At 73.3% G+C, this 16433-nt stretch carries 12 protein-coding genes; 9 read left to right on the forward strand and 3 right to left on the reverse strand.

The genetic code is table 11. The features are described 5' to 3' along the window. Positions 1-6: 6 nt before the first annotated feature. Together FB00_RS14940 and FB00_RS14945 are read left to right on the forward strand one after the other, a co-directional pair. The gene (locus FB00_RS14940) at positions 7-459 is read left to right on the forward strand and encodes a VOC family protein (protein ID WP_047233724.1); all 453 of its coding nucleotides are present in this window, start codon (positions 7-9) and stop codon (positions 457-459) included. A gap of 135 nt (positions 460-594) precedes the next feature. Beyond that, complete coding sequence (locus FB00_RS14945) at positions 595-2325, forward strand: hypothetical protein (protein WP_047233725.1); 1731 nt, start codon at positions 595-597, stop codon at positions 2323-2325. A gap of 80 nt (positions 2326-2405) precedes the next feature. Here FB00_RS14945 and FB00_RS14950 read toward each other — a convergent pair whose 3' ends face one another. Beyond that, on the reverse strand, positions 2406-3026 hold the full coding sequence (locus FB00_RS14950; RefSeq protein WP_047233726.1) for a TetR/AcrR family transcriptional regulator: 621 nt from the start codon (positions 3024-3026) through the stop codon (positions 2406-2408). A 220-nt stretch (positions 3027-3246) separates the two neighbouring features. On the opposite strand from FB00_RS14950, the gene FB00_RS14955 reads away from it, so the two are divergent. The 6 genes from FB00_RS14955 (at position 3247) to FB00_RS14980 (ending at position 10747) form a co-directional block, all read left to right on the forward strand. After that, positions 3247-4815 (forward strand): MFS transporter, encoded by a 1569-nt coding sequence (locus FB00_RS14955; RefSeq protein ID WP_231581874.1) that lies wholly within the window; start codon positions 3247-3249, stop codon positions 4813-4815. A 97-nt stretch (positions 4816-4912) separates the two neighbouring features. Continuing rightward, on the forward strand, positions 4913-6769 hold the full coding sequence (locus FB00_RS14960) for a metallophosphoesterase family protein (RefSeq protein WP_047233727.1): 1857 nt from the start codon (positions 4913-4915) through the stop codon (positions 6767-6769). A gap of 54 nt (positions 6770-6823) precedes the next feature. After that, positions 6824-7528, forward strand: coding sequence for a YceI family protein (locus FB00_RS14965; protein WP_052877710.1), 705 nt, complete (start codon positions 6824-6826; stop codon positions 7526-7528). Between the two features lie 35 nt (positions 7529-7563). Next, positions 7564-8298: a metal-dependent transcriptional regulator gene (locus FB00_RS14970; protein WP_047233728.1), complete on the forward strand. Its 735-nt coding sequence runs from the start codon at positions 7564-7566 to the stop codon at positions 8296-8298. Between the two features lie 126 nt (positions 8299-8424). Then, on the forward strand, positions 8425-9735 hold the full coding sequence (locus FB00_RS14975) for an MFS transporter (RefSeq protein ID WP_082141362.1): 1311 nt from the start codon (positions 8425-8427) through the stop codon (positions 9733-9735). 355 nt (positions 9736-10090) lie between these two features. Then, positions 10091-10747, forward strand: coding sequence for a vitamin K epoxide reductase family protein (locus FB00_RS14980; protein ID WP_052877711.1), 657 nt, complete (start codon positions 10091-10093; stop codon positions 10745-10747). A 57-nt stretch (positions 10748-10804) separates the two neighbouring features. Here FB00_RS14980 and FB00_RS14985 read toward each other — a convergent pair whose 3' ends face one another. Then, on the reverse strand, positions 10805-11248 hold the full coding sequence (locus FB00_RS14985) for a YbjQ family protein (RefSeq protein ID WP_047233741.1): 444 nt from the start codon (positions 11246-11248) through the stop codon (positions 10805-10807). Positions 11249-11316: 68 nt separating this feature from the next. On the opposite strand from FB00_RS14985, the gene leuS reads away from it, so the two are divergent. After that, positions 11317-14316 carry a leucine--tRNA ligase gene (gene leuS, locus FB00_RS14990; RefSeq protein WP_082141363.1) on the forward strand — a complete coding sequence of 1000 codons (3000 nt, stop codon included), beginning with the start codon at positions 11317-11319 and terminating at the stop codon, positions 14314-14316. 315 nt (positions 14317-14631) lie between these two features. Here leuS and FB00_RS14995 read toward each other — a convergent pair. Beyond that, positions 14632-16433 (reverse strand): helicase HerA-like domain-containing protein (locus FB00_RS14995; RefSeq protein ID WP_047233729.1); only part of this gene is annotated, 1802 nt, incomplete at its 5' end.

Below are 16433 nucleotides of genomic sequence, written 5' to 3' on the forward strand. Positions count from 1 at the left end.
ACGACGATGCGCGCGATCGTGCCGAGCCTGTGGTTCGACGGCAACCTCGAGGAGGCCATCACCTTTTACTCGAGCGTCTTCCCCGACGCGAAGGTCGGCGACGTGTTCCGCCAGCCCGACGGCACGGCGGTGTCGGCGGACTTCGAGCTCGCCGGGCACCGGTTCGCGGCCATCAACGGCGGCCCGCAGTTCCCGTTCACCGAGGCGGTGTCGTTCGTCGTCGAGTGCGAGTCGCAGGACGAGGTCGACGAGTACTGGGCCGCGCTCACCGACGGCGGCCAGGAGTCGCAGTGCGGCTGGCTCAAGGACCGGTTCGGGCTGTCGTGGCAGGTGGTCCCCGTGGAGTTCCTCGCGATGCTGCAGGACCCGGACCCCGCCCGCGTCCAGCGCGTCGTCGACGTGATGATGACGCAGGCCAAGCTCGACCTGGGACCGTTGCGGGCCGCCTACGACGGCTGACCCGACGCCAGGCAGCGGTGCAGCCGCACAGGTGGTCTGCGGGGGATGTCCAGACCGTGCCCAGGTCTGGTTGAATGCGCTCGTCATCTCCGCCGACGGCCCGCGCCGTCCTCTCGTGAAGGACCACGACACCGAGTGAAGAAGCTCCTTGCCGGCACCGTGGGGACGGTGCTGGCCCTCGGCGGGCTGGGCGTCGCCACCGCGACCCCCGCAGCCGCCGCTACCCAGTTCGTGCAGCCGTCCTGCAACTCTCTCTACGTCAGCCTCGAGGACTACCCGGAGGGGACCTCCGTCGTCGTGGTCCTCGACGGTGAGACGGTCGAGAGCACGACGTTCGACATCTCTTATGCCTTCTCGCACGACCTCGACTTCTCGACCCCGCACGACTGGAGCGTCGACGTCGACGCCCCGGGCGGCACGGACGGCGACTACTCCGACAGCGGTACCACCACCCCGTGCGACACCGACCCGAACGCGTGGGCGGACGCCTGGGCTTCGTGCGGTGAGCTCTCGACCTACGTGACCGGCTATCCGGAGGGCTCGCGCATCGTCGTGAGCCTGGAGGGCGAGGTCGTCGCGGACGAGACGTTCATCGGCTCCAGCGCGAACGGCTGGCCGCTGGACTGGCAGGTCGCGCACGACTGGTCGGTCGTGCTCGACGCGGCAGACGACGCCCTTGACCGGACCTGGTCCGGGACGACCGAGCCGTGCCGGTTCGACCCGAGCCTGCGCGTCGACGTCAGCGCCTACTGCGAGTCCCTCTGGGTGAACGTCGCGGGGTACCCGGCAGGGACGGCCGTCACCATCCGGCTCGACGGCGAGACCGTCGCGGAAGGTTCGGTCGACGAGAGCGGGTACTTCTCGGGCGGCTGGACCATCGACGGTTCGCGCTCCCAGGAATGGGTGGTCGTGCTCGACGCGGCGGACGACGCACAGGACCGGACCGAGACCGGGGTCTCCGAGCCCTGCTGGGTGGAGCCGAACACGGTAGAGCCGGTCACCCCGGTGACGGTGACGGACTGTTCCGCGACGCCCGCCGACGTCGTGCTGCCCGACGACACCGCCGAGATCACCTACGAACGCACGAACGACGGGATCGTCGCGACGGCCTCCCCGGGGTACGTGCTCCCGTCCTCCTCCGACCAGTGGGGGCCGCACGACGGCGGGCGGCTCCTTCTCGGCTGGCACTCGGTCGTCCGCCCACGCTGCGACCTCGAGGTCGTCTCGGTGACCCCGGTGTGCGACGACGGCCTGCCCTTCGTGGACGTCGTCGTAACGCCCCCGTCGGGCGCGGCCGAGGGAACGCTCGGCATCGAGTGGGTCGGCCCGAACGGCGGGTACGACGACGTCGTCTACGGCGGTGGCGGGTTCGGGCTGTCGTTCACGGGTCGTCAGCCGTGGCCGTCGTTCATCACGAACGACGACGGGACCGTCTCGCCGCAGCGTGACCCGGAGTGGCGCCTCGCCGACATCGACCTGGTTCTCGGAGTCTCGGTCCCGGTCGACGGCGGGTCGTTCTCGCGCTACCACCGCGCGCTCTGGGAGGACGCGCCGACCGACGACCCGTGCGCGGACGACCCCGGGCCGCACTTCTCCGTCGACGTGTCCGAGCGTCGGCTCGCGGGGAAGCTCTACCTCGCCGTGCGCGTCCTCAACGAGGGTGACAGCACCGCGGACGTGAGCGTCGAGACGCCGTTCGGCCGCAAGCACTTCCCGCGCGTCGCGGCGGGAGCGAGCGCGTACCAGGCGTTCGCGGTGCGGACGACCGAGCCGGTCGAGGGCCAGGTGGACGTCTCCTTCACGGCCGACGTCGACGGCGAGTCGGTGACGCGCGAGCGTTCCGTCCCGTTCTGGCTCGGCGGGTAGTCGCAGGCGACGCCTGAGCACGAGGGCCCGGTGGCGCGTCGACGGACGTGCCGCCGGGCCCTCCCGCTGCCGATGACTGCTCAGGCCGTCGACGCGCGCCGCAGCGCGACCAGCTCGCCGATGAGCTGGAGGAGGTCGTCGACGTCGTCGCCCGGGCGCGGGCCGCGGAAGACGAGGTCCTCGCCCGCGGCGTCGTCGGCCTCGGATGCGCCACCGGTGACGCGCCCGAGCACGTCGCTGCTCAGCGCGGCGTGCGCGTAGAGCCCGTCGCTGAGCAGGACGATCGCGTTCGCGACGACGGGGTCGCCGACCTCGTCGAGGACGGCGCGGGTCCAGGCGTCGTGCGCGCCGTCGAGCGCGGCGCGGGCGCGCGGGTATGACCCCTGGGCGAGCCGGGAGACGGCGAGGTAGACGAGCTCGAACTCGGTGTCGACGAGCGTCGAGGTGCGGATGAGGTAGTCGACGGCGCCCGCGGGCGCGGCACGCATCGTCTCGACGTCGGCGGCGGTCAGCTCGCGCAGGTGCTCGGTGAGGCCGTCGGCGAGTGCGTCCTTGGACCCGAAGTGGTAGAGCAGCCCGCCCTTGGAGACGCCGGCACGCTCGGCGACGGCCTCGAGCGTGGCGGCGCGCTCACCCTGCTCGACGAGGAGGGACGCGAACGCGCGCAGGACCTTGGCGCGGGCAGCAGGGGGCGGCGGCATGGTTCCGAGGGTAGTGGGAGAGCGTGTTGTGGCTGGCCGTCCGACCGGGGGCGGTGCCGCAGGCGACGGCCGACAGGGGAGAGGCGGCGGTGCGCAGCGTCACATCGTGCTCGGGATGACGGCGAGGCTTGAGATCGTTACTGTACCGTCTGGACGGTTTGGAAGTTCGGCGCCACCGCGCCGCCCCGACCGCCCGCAGAACGTGGAAGGACCTCTCGCCGTGACGACCCCCGTGACGACGACCTCGACGGCCGGCCGGACCGCGCCCGGCCAGCACGCGCCCGCGACGCGCGGACCCGCGCGCGGCGCCGCCGGTCGCTGGTTCGCGCTCGCCGTGCTCATGCTCCCGGTGCTGCTCGTGTCGATCGACAACACCGTGCTGAGCTTCGCGCTGCCCCAGATCTCCGAGTCGCTCCGCCCCAGCGGGACGCAGCTCCTGTGGATCATCGACATCTACCCGCTCGTGCTCGCCGGCCTGCTCGTGCCGATGGGCTCGTTCGCCGACCGCGTCGGCCGTCGTCGGCTGCTCCTCGTCGGCGCCGTCGGCTTCGCCGCCGTGTCGGTCGTCGCCGCCTACGCGCCCACGGCGGGCGCGCTCGTCGCGTCCCGCGCCGCGCTCGGCTTCTTCGGCGCGATGCTCATGCCGTCGACGCTCTCCATCCTGCGCAACGTCTTCGTCGACCGCGAGGAGCGACGCCTGGCCATCGCGATCTGGGCGGCCGGGTTCGCCGCCGGGTCCGCGCTCGGCCCGATCGTCGGCGGGTTCCTGCTCGAGCACTTCTGGTGGGGCTCGGTCTTCCTCCTCGCCGTCCCCGTGCTCGTGCTGCTGCTCGCGCTCGCGCCGTTCTTCGTGCCCGAGTCGCGCGACCCCGCCCCGGGCCGCATCGACGTTCTGTCGATCGTGCTCGTCATGGCGACCATGACCCCCGTCGTGTACGGCATCAAGATGCTCGCCAAGTCCGGGGTGAGCACGCTCGCCGTGGGGAGCGTCGTCGTCGGGCTGGCCGCCGGGGCGCTGTTCGTGCGCCGCCAGCTCCGCCGGCCCGACCCGATGATCGACGTGCGCCTGTTCACCCACGGCGCGTTCAGCGGTGCCGTGCTCGTCAACCTGCTGTCCGTGTTCTCGCTCGTCGGGTTCCTGTTCTTCGTGTCCCAGGACGTGCAGCTCGTGCTCGGGCTCACGCCGATGCAGGCGGGCGTCGCGCTCCTTCCCGGCCTGATCGTCATGATCGTGGCGGGTCTGGGCGTCGTGCGGGTCGTGCGCCGCGTGCGCCCGGCGCACGTCGTCGCCGTCGCGCTGCTGTTCTCCGCGACGGGGTACGCGATCGTCGCCGCGGGCGCGGGGGAGAGCACCCTTCTGCTGCTGGTCGTGGCGTTCGTCGTGCTGTCGCTCGGCGTCGGCGCGGCCGAGACCGTGTCCAACGACCTCATCGTGTCGTCCGTCCCCGCCGCCAAGGCGGGCGCGGCGTCCGCGATCTCCGAGACCGCGTACGAGGTGGGGGCCGTGCTCGGCACGGCCGTCCTCGGGAGCATTCTCACGGCGTCGTACCACGCGAACGTCGTCGTCCCGGCGGGCGTCCCCGCGGCCGACGCCGTCGCCGCGGCCGAGACGCTCGGCGGTGCCACCCAGGTCGCGTCCACCCTGCCCGCGGGACAGGCGCAGGCGCTGCTCGACTCCGCGCACGCCGCGTTCGGCAGCGGCGTGGGCACGACGTCGCTCATCGGCGTGGTGCTCATGCTCGTCGCCGCGGGCGTGGCGCTCGTCACGCTGCGGAACGCGAAGTCCTGACGACGCGCCGTCCCACGCGCCCCGCCGCACCCTCGCGGCGGGGCGCGCGGCGCTCGCGGTTGGCGGCGAGAGCCGCGATCCGGGAGGCTGGGCGGTGATGAGCCGTCCGCACCGCACCCCGCCCCGCTGGGTCCGCTGGACCCTCGCCCTCCTGCTCGCTCTCGTGCCGTGCGTCGTGTGGGGGGTCACGACCGCGACCGCCGAGCGCAGCCTCGGCCCCCATGAGGCGCTCTACGAGGTCACGACGAACGGCCTCGTCACCGTCGACCTCGGCCCGCTGGGGACGATCCAGATCGACTCCCCGCTGCCGCTCGGCCTCGGCGCCGACGTCACGGTGGAGGAGATCCCTGCGGACCTCACCGCGGTCGGGCAGGCCGACACGCTCGAGGGCCTGTCGCAGGACCTCGAGGACTACCTGCGCTTCTTCGGCGGCCCGCAGGAGACCATCGGCTCCGTCGCGCGGGCCCTCGTCGTCGACGCGCTGCGCCGGACGGGGTTCGCGATCCTCGTCGTCGGGGCCGTCGGCGCCGGGCTCTACCTGCTGCTCGGCCCGCCGCGCCGCCGCGAGCTCACCGAGCGCGTCGCGCCGCGGACGTACGAGATCACGGCAGGCGTCGTGCTCGTCTCCCTCGTCGGCGTCTCGCTCGTCGCGAGCGACCCCGGCACGACGACCGGCCCGTCCCAGCGCGCGTCCGCCGTCTTCGACGGGACCCCGCTCGAGGGTGCGCGCATCACCGGCCGGCTGGCGGGCGTCGTCGACACCTACGGCGCGATGCTCATCGACCTCTACCGCGAGAACGAGGACTTCTACGCACGCGCGGACGCCAACCTCGTCGCCGCGTGGGACCGGCGCGACCGCATCCAGCGACTCACCGCGCCGCTGGCCGCGGCCACCACGACGTCCGACGACGAGCCCTCGCCCGACGACCCGACGTCGCCCGACGCGACCACCACGACGGGGGACGAGGACGGTGCGCCCGACGCCCCGCCGTCGGGCACCGGTGACGAGGACGCGGGCGGGGACGTCTCCGGCGCGGAGGGGTCGGCCGACGCCGAGGCGATGGAGGAGCCCGCCCCGGAGCCCGCGGCCGAGGTGGACCTCGTCACGCTCCTCGTCGTGAGCGACCTGCACTGCAACACGGGCATGACGCCGCTCATCCGGACCGCGGCCGAGCGCTCCGGGGCGTCGATCGTGCTCAACGCCGGGGACACGACGATGAACGGCACGGCGGTCGAGTCGTTCTGCGTCGACTCGTTCGCGTCCGCGGTGCCGAAGGGCGCGACCATGGTCGTCTCCGACGGCAACCACGACAGCGTCGAGACCTCGGCGCAGGAGCGCGCCAACGGCCAGACCGTGCTGGACGGGAAGGTCGTCGAGATAGAGGGGATCCGCATCCTCGGCGACCGCGACCCGCTCGAGACGCGCCTCGGCCTGGGCAGCCAGCCGCCCCGCGAGGAGACCCCCGAGGAGTACGCGGCCCGGCTCACCGAGGTCGCGTGCGCCGAGCAGGAGGACGGCGACGGGATCGACCTCCTCCTCATCCACACCCCGCGCATGGGGAACGAGGCCCTCGACTCCGGCTGCGTGCCGAACCAGATCTCCGGCCACATGCACACCCGGTCCGGCCCGGAGCGGATGGGCGGCGGCGTCCGGTACGTGAGCGGCAGCACGGCGGGGGCGGTCAAGGACCAGCTCCGCATCGGCCCGCTCAAGGGCACCGCCGAGATGACGGTGCTGCGCTTCGACCCCGAGCGGCGCCGCATCGTCGACTGGCAGCTCGTGCAGATCGGGACCGACGAGTCCGCGAAGGTCTGGCCGCGCATCGCCTGGCCCACGCCGTCGGGCGTGCCGGTGGTCGAGGAGCCGGCCGGTGACGGCAGCGAGGAGGGCGTCGAGGGCGGGGAGGTCCCGGCCGACGAGCCCACCGACGACGTGCCCGCCACCGAGGGCTGAGACGGCGCGCGTCGGTCCTGGCCGCGCGTCGCCGGACACGGCAGGATGTGCCGTATGAGCAGGTCCACGCGCTGGATCGTCGTGTCGGTGGTCCTCGCGCTCGTCGTGGTGCTCCTCGCGCCGTTCGTGTACTCGGAGGTGCAGGAGGGCCGGACGCCACCGCCGTTGGGCCTGCAGTCGCCGGGGGAGGAGACGGCTTCCGCGGCGCCCGCCGAGCCGGGGCCGTTCGACGTCGACGGCGAGTGGGTCGTCGGGCCGGGGTCCGAGGCGGGCTTCCGCGCCGACGTCCTCGAGGTGCCGGCCGACGAGGCTGTGCTCCTGGGCGTCACCTCGGACGTCACCGGGACGTTCCGCGTGCGGTCGGGCTCGTTGGAGACCGCGACCGTGACGGTCGAGACGACGACGCTCCGGACCGGGTCCGCCGTGGCGGACCGCCAGCTCCAGCAGGCCCTCGAGACCGACCTCTACCCGACCACGCTCTTCTCGCTCACGTCGCCGCTCGACGTGAGCGAGCTCTCGTCCACGACGGCACCGGTGCGCCTCGAGGCATCGGGTGCGCTGACGATCCGCGACGAGACCGAGGCCGTGACGGTGGCGCTCGAGGCGCAGCGCTCCGGCGACGGGGTGCTCGCGACCGGCGCGATCGGCGTGCGCTTCTCCGACTTCGGCATCGCGGTGCCGCCCGTCGCGCCGGTCCAGGTGCGCGACGAGGGCACGGTCGAGGTGCGGCTCCAGCTCGTCCGGCCCGCGAGCCCCTGAGAGTCGCGCCCGGCCCTGTGACCTAGGGTGGTCGGGTGGACCACCCGACCGACCTGACGCCCGTCGCCCAGGACTACCTCAAGGTCGTCTGGGCCGCCCAGGAGTGGTCGGACGAGAGGGTGACGACCAAGCTCCTCGCCGAGCGCATCGGTGTCGGCGCCTCCACGGTCTCGGAGACCGTGCGCCGCCTCAGCGCCCAGGGTCTGCTCGAGCACGCGCCCTACGGGGCGATCACGCTCACCGAGCGCGGGCGCAGCCTCGCGCTCGCCATGGTGCGACGCCACCGGCTCCTCGAGACCTACCTCGTGTCCGAGCTCGGCTACGGCTGGGACGAGGTGCACGACGAGGCCGAGGTGCTCGAGCACGCCGTCTCCGACCTGCTCATGGAGCGGATCGACGCGCGCCTCGGGCACCCGACGCGCGACCCGCACGGCGACCCGATCCCCGGTGCGGACGGGAGCGTCGTGCGTCCCCCCGCGGTGCCCCTCGCGGACCTCGTCGTCGGAGACCGGGGGACCGTGGCGCGGATCTCCGACGCCGACCCGGACGTCCTGCGCTACCTCGCCGAGATCGGGGTCGGCCTGGACACCGGCGTCGAGGTGCGCGAGCGCCGCGAGTACGCCGGCATCCTCTCCGTCGTCTGGTCGCCGCCCGACGCTGCCGGGGCGGACGGCGGTCCCGACACCGCGCGCCCGACGCCGCCCGCGCAGCTCGGCCTGCGCGCCGCGGACCACGTGTGGGTCGTGCGCGCGGAGCCGGTCTCCGCCTAGACTGGCCGCCTACCCCTGTTCTCTCGTCGCCGACGTCGTCGACACCCCTCGAATCGATTCGATCGTTGTTTCGGTCCGAGGTCTCTACCGCCGCCCTGCCCACGACGCCCGACGCCCGAGGACACCATGACCGACAGCACCGCCACGCCCGCGCCCGCCGCGGACGCACCCCCCACGGGCACGCACCCCGCGAGCGCCGGGCGCCTGCGTGGGGCCGGCCCTGCGCTCCTCGCGCTCGCCATGGGCGGCTTCACGATCGGCACGACCGAGTTCGCGACGATGGGCCTGCTGTCCGACATCGCGACCGACCTGGACGTCTCGATCCCCACCGCGGGTCACGCCATCACGGCCTACGCCGTCGGCGTCGTCGTCGGGGCGCCGCTGCTCACCGTCGTCGCGGCACGCTTGCCCCGCAAGACGCTGCTCGTCGCCCTCATGGCGTTCTACACGCTCGGGAACCTCTTCTCCGCGACCGCGGGGAGCATCGAGACGCTCGTCGCCGGGCGGTTCCTCGCGGGGCTGCCGCACGGCGCGTTCTTCGGCGTCGGGGCCGCGGTCGGCGCAGCCGTCGCCGGCCCCGGACGCCGCGGGCGCGCCGTCGCGACGATGATGGCCGGGCTGACCATCGCGAACGTCGTCGGCGTCCCGCTCTCGACCTTCGCCGGGCAGCAGCTCGGCTGGCGCGCCGCGTTCGTCGTGGTCGGCGCGCTCGGCCTCGTCACGCTCGCCGCCCTGTGGTGGCTCGTCCCGGCGGGCGCCGGGAACGAGGACTCGAGCGTGCGCCGCGAGCTCGGCGCGCTGCGCAACGGGCCCTTGTGGCTCGGGTTCGTCGGGGCCGCGGTCGGGTTCGGCGGCATGTTCGCCGTCTACTCCTACGTCGAGCCGACCATCACGCGCGTCACCGGCCTGTCGTCCGCCGCCGTGCCGCTCGTCCTGGCGATCTTCGGCGTCGGCATGACCGCCGGCACGGTCCTCGGCGGCCGGCTCGCCGACCGCTCCGTCATGCGCACCGTCTACCTCGGGTTCGGCTCCACCGGCGTGACGCTCGCGCTGTTCGCCCTCACCGGCCACCACCCCGTCCCCGCGGTGCTCTCGCTCTTCCTGCTCGGCGTGACCTCCCAGGTCCTCGGCCTCTCGCTCCAGACACGCCTCATGGACCTGTCGCCCGCCGCGCCCTCGCTCGGCGCGGCGCTGTGCCACTCCGCGCTCAACGTCGGCAACGCGAACGGGGCGTTCCTCGGCGGCCTCGTCATCGCCGCCGGCTGGGGCTACCTCGCCCCTGCCTGGACCGGCGTCGTCCTCACCGCCGCCGGCCTCGCGATCATCCTCCTCGTCGGCCGCCGCCCCGCCGGCGTCACCACCGCCACGCTGCCCGACGTCGACACCCGCCCCGACGACGCCCGCTCGTCGGCCGAGCCCTCCGCCCTGCCGAGGTAGATCTCCGGTCACGCGAGAGAGCGTGCCACGACTGCCCGCGACATGACCATACGGCCCGCTCGAGGCGTGGAGCAGACGCCGCGGGCAGTCGCCCGGGCGAGCACCGACCAGGGTGAGACGACGTCGGGCGGACCCAGGGCGACCACACGCCGTCGAGCAGGGTGACCACGGCTCTACCTCGCGCAAACCACGGCTCTCCCTCGCGCAACCACGGCTCTCCCTCGGCGGACCAGTGGCGACGCTTCGGGGTGCTCCCAGCCGGGATCCAGCGACGCGCGGTAGGTTGTGCCCTGCGCGCACCGCCGTGCGCCCCGTCACGTCCGGCGCGAGCCGGTGACCCACGAGGAGCGTCCCCGTGAGCAAGAGCGCCACCGCCGGTGCGAGCGTGTCCGCCGACCACGACGACGAGCTGCTGGAGTCGTCCGGTCCCCGCCCGATCAGCGCGCGCACGATGGGCTGGTTGCTCGTCGTGCTCGGCGCGATCGGTCTCGCCGGCTCGGCGGCGCTGGCGATCGAGAAGTTCCTCAAGCTCGCGGACCCGAACCACGTGCCGTCGTGCAGCCTCAACGCGCTCCTCGACTGCGGCGACGCGATGGACTCGTGGCAGGGCTCGCTCCTCGGGTTCCCGAACCCGCTGCTCGGCATCGCGGCGTTCCCGGTCGTCATCACGACGGGCGTCGTGCTGCTCGCGGGCGCGCGCCTGCCGCGCTGGTACTGGCTCGCGCTGCTCGGCGGGACGACCCTCGGCATGGGCCTGATCGTCTTCCTCATCTGGACGACGATGTACGAGATCTCGGCGATGTGCCCCTACTGCATGGTCGTGTGGTTCGCCATGCTCCCGCTGTTCTGGTACCAGGTGGTCCACGCGGTCCAGGAGGGGTACCTGCCCGCGGGTGACGGCGTGCGACGCACGCTCGTGGGCAACCGGCACCTGTTCCTGGCGATCGGCTACGTCGCGCTCGTCGCGTGGATCCTGCTGGTCAAGGGCCCGATCATCATGACGCTGTTCTGACACGCGCTGGCGCGCCGCGGCCCCGCGAGGGTCCGGCGGCGCGCCCCGCGGAGGGCGTCAGCGCCAGGCCGGCTGGTCCGGGGCGGCGTCCTGCGGGTAGCCGTGACCGCCCGGCTGCTGGGGTGCGGGGGCGCCTTGCGCCTGGTGGGCGGACTGCGCCGTCGCGCCGGGCTGCCCCGCCGGGATCGGCGTGACGACGACCGCGGTGCCGTACGCGCACACCTCCGAGAACGACGCCGCGATCTCGCCCGTGTCGAAGCGCATGCCGACGACGGCGTTCCCGCCACGACGCTGCGCCTCCTGGACCATGCGGTGCATGACCTCCTGGCGGGACTCGTAGACGAGCTTCGTGTACTCGGTCACCTCGCCGCCGCCGATCGAGCGGAACGACGCCACGAAGTTCGCGCCGATGTTCGCGCTGCGCACGGTCATGCCCATCACCTCGCCGAGCACCGCGTCGATGCGGTAGCCGGGCACCTCGTTGGTCGTCACGATGATCACGGCGCACATCTTCGCACGGGGTGGACGGGCCGCCGTCGGGCCGCTCTCCGGCCGGTAAACTCGGCCGGGTGACCACGCCTGACACCGCCTCGATCCCGCACGCCCCGGACGCCCCCGCCGCGGGCGGCCCCGCCCACCGCTACACGCCGGCGCTCGCGGAGCAGATCGAGCTCAAGTGGCAGGAGCTCTGGGAGCAGCGCGGCACCTTCTTCGCCGCGAACCCCACGGGGGAGCTCACGGACGGCGACGGCAACGGCCCCGAGGGCGCGAGCCCGTACTTCATCATGGACATGTTCCCGTACCCGTCGGGCGCGGGCCTGCACGTGGGGCACCCCCTCGGGTACATCGCGACGGACGTCGTCGGGCGCTTCCGGCGCATGCGCGGAGAGAACGTGCTGCACGCGCTCGGCTACGACGCGTTCGGCCTGCCCGCCGAGCAGTACGCCGTGCAGACGGGCCAGCACCCGCGCGTGACGACCGAGGCGAACATCGCGAACATGCGTCGCCAGCTCCGCCGCCTCGGCCTGGCGCACGACTCCCGCCGCACGTTCGCGACGATCGACCCCGACTACGTGCGCTGGACGCAGTGGATCTTCCTGCAGATCTTCGACTCCTGGTACGACGCCGACGCGCTGCGCCCCGACGGCGGTCGCGGCCGTGCGCGCCGCATCGCCGAGCTCGAGGCCGAGCTCGCCTCCGGTGTGCGGCCGGTGCCGGCCGGCGTCGACGGTGTCGAGGAGGGCGCGGACTGGGCGACGCTCACGCCGGAGCAGCGCCGCGCCGTCGTCGACTCCCAGCGCCTCGCGTACGTGGACGAGTCGCCGGTGAACTGGGCCCCGGGCCTGGGCACCGTGCTCGCCAACGAGGAGGTCACGGCCGACGGCCGCTCCGAGCGCGGCAACTTCCCGGTCTTCCAGCGCAGCCTGCGCCAGTGGAAGATGCGCATCACCGCGTACGCGGACCGCCTCGCCGACGACCTGGACCTCATCGACTGGCCCGAGAAGGTCACGGCGATGCAGCGCAACTGGATCGGTCGCAGCGAGGGCGCGCTCGTGCGGTTCGCCGTGCTCGGCACGCCCGACGGCGCGAACGACGCCGCGGCGGAGTCCGGCGGCGAGATCGAGGTCTTCACGACGCGCCCGGACACGCTGTTCGGTGCGACGTTCATGGTCGTCTCGCCCGAGCACCCGCTGCTCGACGAGGTCCCGGCGCACTGGCCGGACGGCACGTCGAGCGCGTGGACGGGCGGGCACCGCTCGCCGGTCGAGGCCGTCGCCGCCTACCGTCGTGAGGCGGCCGCGAAGACGGCGGTCGAGCGCCAGGCCGACGCGGGCAAGAAGACGGGCGTGTTCACCGGGCACCTCGCGGTGAACCCGGTGAACGGGCAGACGATCCCGGTCTTCACCGCCGACTACGTGCTCATGGGCTACGGCACCGGCGCGATCATGGCGGTCCCCGGCGGAGACGAGCGCGACTTCGCGTTCGCCGAGGCGTTCGGGCTGCCGGTCGTGCGCACGGTCGAGCCCGAGGGCGGGCTGCCGGAGGACTTCACGGGCCCGTACACGGGTGACGGGATCGCCGTCGGCTCGTCGAACGACGAGGTGTCGCTCGACGGGCTCGGCGTGGCGGAGGCCAAGCGTCGCATCACCGAGTGGCTGGTCGGCAAGGGCCTCGGCGAGGGCACCACGACCTACCGCCTGCGCGACTGGCTGTTCAGCCGCCAGCGCTACTGGGGCGAGCCGTTCCCCATCGTGTGGGACGAGAACGACCAGCCCGTCGCGATCCCCGACGCGCTGCTGCCCGTCGACCTGCCGGACGTGCCCGACTACGCGCCGCGCACGTTCGACGCCGACGACGCCGACTCGTCGCCCGAGGCGCCGCTCGGCCGCAACGACGAGTGGGTCAACGTCACGCTCGACCTGGGTGACGGGCCCAAGCAGTACCGCCGCGACACCAACACCATGCCCAACTGGGCGGGGTCGTGCTGGTACTACCTGCGCTACCTCGACCCGCGGTGGGACGGCGGCGCGGACGACGTCGTCGTCGACGAGGGCCTCGAGCGCTACTGGATGGGCCCGGAGCACAACCCGAGCGCGGGCCGCGCCGGGGGAGTGGACCTGTACGTCGGCGGCGTCGAGCACGCCGTCCTGCACCTGCTGTACGCGCGCTTCTGGCACAAGGTCCTCTACGACCTGGGCCACGTGACGAGCGTCGAGCCGTTCCACAAGCTCTTCAACCAGGGCTACGTCCAGGCGTACGCGTTCACCGACGCGCGCGGCCAGTACGTGCCGGCCGCCGAGGTCACGGAGGAGCCCGCGTCCGACGGCTCGGGCGAGGTCGTGTACCGCTGGAACGGCGAGGTCGTGCAGCGCGAGTACGGCAAGATGGGCAAGTCGCTCAAGAACGTCGTGACGCCCGACGAGATGTACGCGGAGTACGGCGCCGACACGTTCCGCGTCTACGAGATGTCGATGGGTCCGCTCGACCTGTCGCGCCCGTGGGAGACGCGCGCCGTCGTCGGGTCGCAGCGGTTCCTCCAGCGGCTGTGGCGCAACGTCGTCTCGGAGGAGACCGGTGAGCTGACGGTCGTCGACGAGCCCGCCGACGCCGCGACCCTGCGCGCCGTGCACCGCGCCATCGCCGACGTGCGCGTCGAGATGGAGCACATGCGCCCCAACACGGCGATCGCGAAGCTCATCACGCTCAACAACCACCTCACGTCGCTCGACCGGGTGCCGCGCGAGGCCGTCGAGCCGCTCGTCCTCATGACGGCGCCCGTCGCGCCGCACATCGCGGAGGAGCTGTGGGAGCGCCTGGGCCACGACCGCTCGCTCGCGCACGAGCCCTTCCCGACGGCGGACGAGCGCTACCTGGTCGAGGACACCGTGACGTGCGTCGTCCAGGTCAAGGGCAAGGTGCGCGCCCGCCTCGAGGTGCCGCCGTCGATCTCCGAGGAGGACCTCACGGCCGCCGCGCTCGCAGAGCCGAACGTCGTGCGCGCGATCGACGGCGCCGAGGTCCGCAAGGTCATCGTCCGCGCCCCCAAGCTGGTCAACATCGTCGTCTGACGCCCCGCCTCGCTGAGTGCATGAAAGAGTCGCGTCCGAAGCTGTCGGGCGCGACTATTTCAAGCACTCACGGTTGGCTTGGGGTCCGACGACGGGCCCTCGCCGCCAGGACACGGCGTACCAGTCGCTCGGGCCAGCGGAGCACGTCGTCGGCCGTCGCCGTGACGATGACGCCGCGCCACCCGGGGCGTCGGAACCCGTGCACGCGGAGCTGTGGACAACCGCTCCGTGGGTGCATGAAACAGTCGCGTGCACCCGGTGAGGACGCGACTATTCCATGCATTCAACGGTTGGGGTGGGGGCGGCGGGCGGGGGTCAGCGGCGGCGGGTGCCGAAGATGGTGCGGGTGAGCTCGCGGCCGAGCTGGGTGCCGGCCGAGCGGAGGAACGAGTCGAGCGGGCTCGACGACCGCGACGACCCGCCCGACCCCGAGCGGCTCTTCGCTGCCTCGCGCTCGAGCTTCGCGCGCATCTTCTCGAGCTCGGCCTGCTCCTTCTTGGCCGCGCGCTCGGCCTCCTTGGCGGCCTCCTTCGCCGCCTTCTCCTGGGCCGCCGCCTCGGCCTCGGCGGCCGCGGCCGCAGCCCGCGCGGCCGCCTGCTCCTGCACGCGCACCTGGAGCAGCTCGAACGCGGACTCGTTGTCGACCGCCGTCCCGTAGCGCGCGAACCCCGGCGACGCCGCGACGATCCCGTCGAGCACGGCGGCGGGCGCCGGCTCCATCGACGACTGCGGCGCCCGGACGCGCGTCCAGGCCACCGGGGTCGGCGCGCCCTTCTCCGTGAGGACCGTGACGACGGCCTCGCCCGTCCCGAGCGACTGCAGGAGCCGTTCGAGGTCGTAGGGGGAGGTCGGGTAGGTGCGCACGGCCGCTCGCAGGGCCGCGGCGTCGTCGGGCGTGAAGGCGCGCAGCGCATGCTGCACGCGGTTGCCGAGCTGGGCCAGCACGTCGGCGGGGACGTCCTTGGGGCTCTGCGTCACGAAGAACACGCCGACGCCCTTCGACCGCACGAGCCGCACCGTCTGCACGACCTGCTGGAGGAACTCCTTCGACGCGCCCGTGAACAGCAGGTGCGCCTCGTCGAAGAAGAACACGAGCCGTGGCTTCTCCGCGTCCCCGACCTCGGGCAGCTCCTGGAACAGGTCGGCCAGGAGCCACATGAGGAACGTCGAGAAGAGCGCCGGCCGGTCCTGCACCGCCGGGAGCTCGAGCGCGGAGATCACGCCGCGGCCGTCGGGGGCGGTGCGCAGCAGGTCCGACGTCGCGAACGCGGGCTCGCCGAAGAACACGTCGGCCCCCTGCGCCTGGAGCGCGACGATCTCGCGCAGGATCACGCCCGCGGTCGCGCCCGACACCCCGCCGATGCCCTTGAGCTCCGCCTTGCCCTCGTCCGACGTGAGGTAGGCGATCGTCGACTGGAGGTCCTTGAGGTCGAGCAGCGCGAGCCCCTGCGCGTCGGCCCAGTGGAAGATCAGCCCGAGGCTCGACTCCTGCGTCTCGTTGAGCCCGAGGACCTTGGACAGCAGCAGCGGACCGAAGTCCGTGACGGTCGTGCGGATCGGCACACCGGCCCCGAGCCCGCCGAGCGAGTAGAACTCGACGGGGAAGGTCGTCGGGCTCCAGTCCTGCCCGATCGACGCCGAGCGTTCCACGATCTTCTCGTTCGACTCGCCGGGAACGGCGAGCCCGGACAGGTCGCCCTTGACGTCCGCGAGGAACACGGGCACGCCCGCGGTCGACAGCCCCTCCGCCATGCCCTGGAGCGTCTTCGTCTTGCCGGTCCCGGTCGCGCCCGCGACGAGCCCGTGCCGGTTGAGCATGCTCAGGGCGAAGCCCACCTGCACGTCGGCGCGCGGCGCGGGGTCGGCGCCCGGCTCGCCCTCGAGCAGCGCGCCGAGGGCGAGCGTGCCGCCGCGGTACGCGTAGCCGGCCGCCACCTCGGCGGCGTAGCCCTCGAGCGGCCCGGCGCCCGACGACGCAGCCTCCTCGGCGGGCGCGCCCGCCTCCGCGCTCGGGTCGTCGCCCGACGGCGCGGCTCCCTCGCGCGAGCCGCTCGCCTCGGCGCTCTCGGGAGCCGCGGGCCCGACAGCGGCGTCCGCGCGCGCTGCCGCCTCCGCGG

This window comes from Cellulosimicrobium funkei (assembly GCF_001019615.1).
GTDB lineage: Bacteria > Actinomycetota > Actinomycetes > Actinomycetales > Cellulomonadaceae > Cellulosimicrobium > Cellulosimicrobium cellulans_E.

Bases quoted from the DNA above. Each gene is read 5' to 3' on its own strand.
- FB00_RS14940 (WP_047233724.1), top strand. From the start codon at position 7: ATGCGCGCGATCGTGCCGAGCCTGTGGTTCGACGGCAACCTCGAGGAG.
- FB00_RS14950 (WP_047233726.1), bottom strand. From the start codon at position 3,026: ATGCCGCCGCCCCCTGCTGCCCGCGCCAAGGTCCTGCGCGCGTTCGCG.
- FB00_RS14960 (WP_047233727.1), top strand. From the start codon at position 4,913: ATGAGCCGTCCGCACCGCACCCCGCCCCGCTGGGTCCGCTGGACCCTC.
- FB00_RS14965 (WP_052877710.1), top strand. From the start codon at position 6,824: ATGAGCAGGTCCACGCGCTGGATCGTCGTGTCGGTGGTCCTCGCGCTC.
- FB00_RS14975 (WP_082141362.1), top strand. From the start codon at position 8,425: ATGACCGACAGCACCGCCACGCCCGCGCCCGCCGCGGACGCACCCCCC.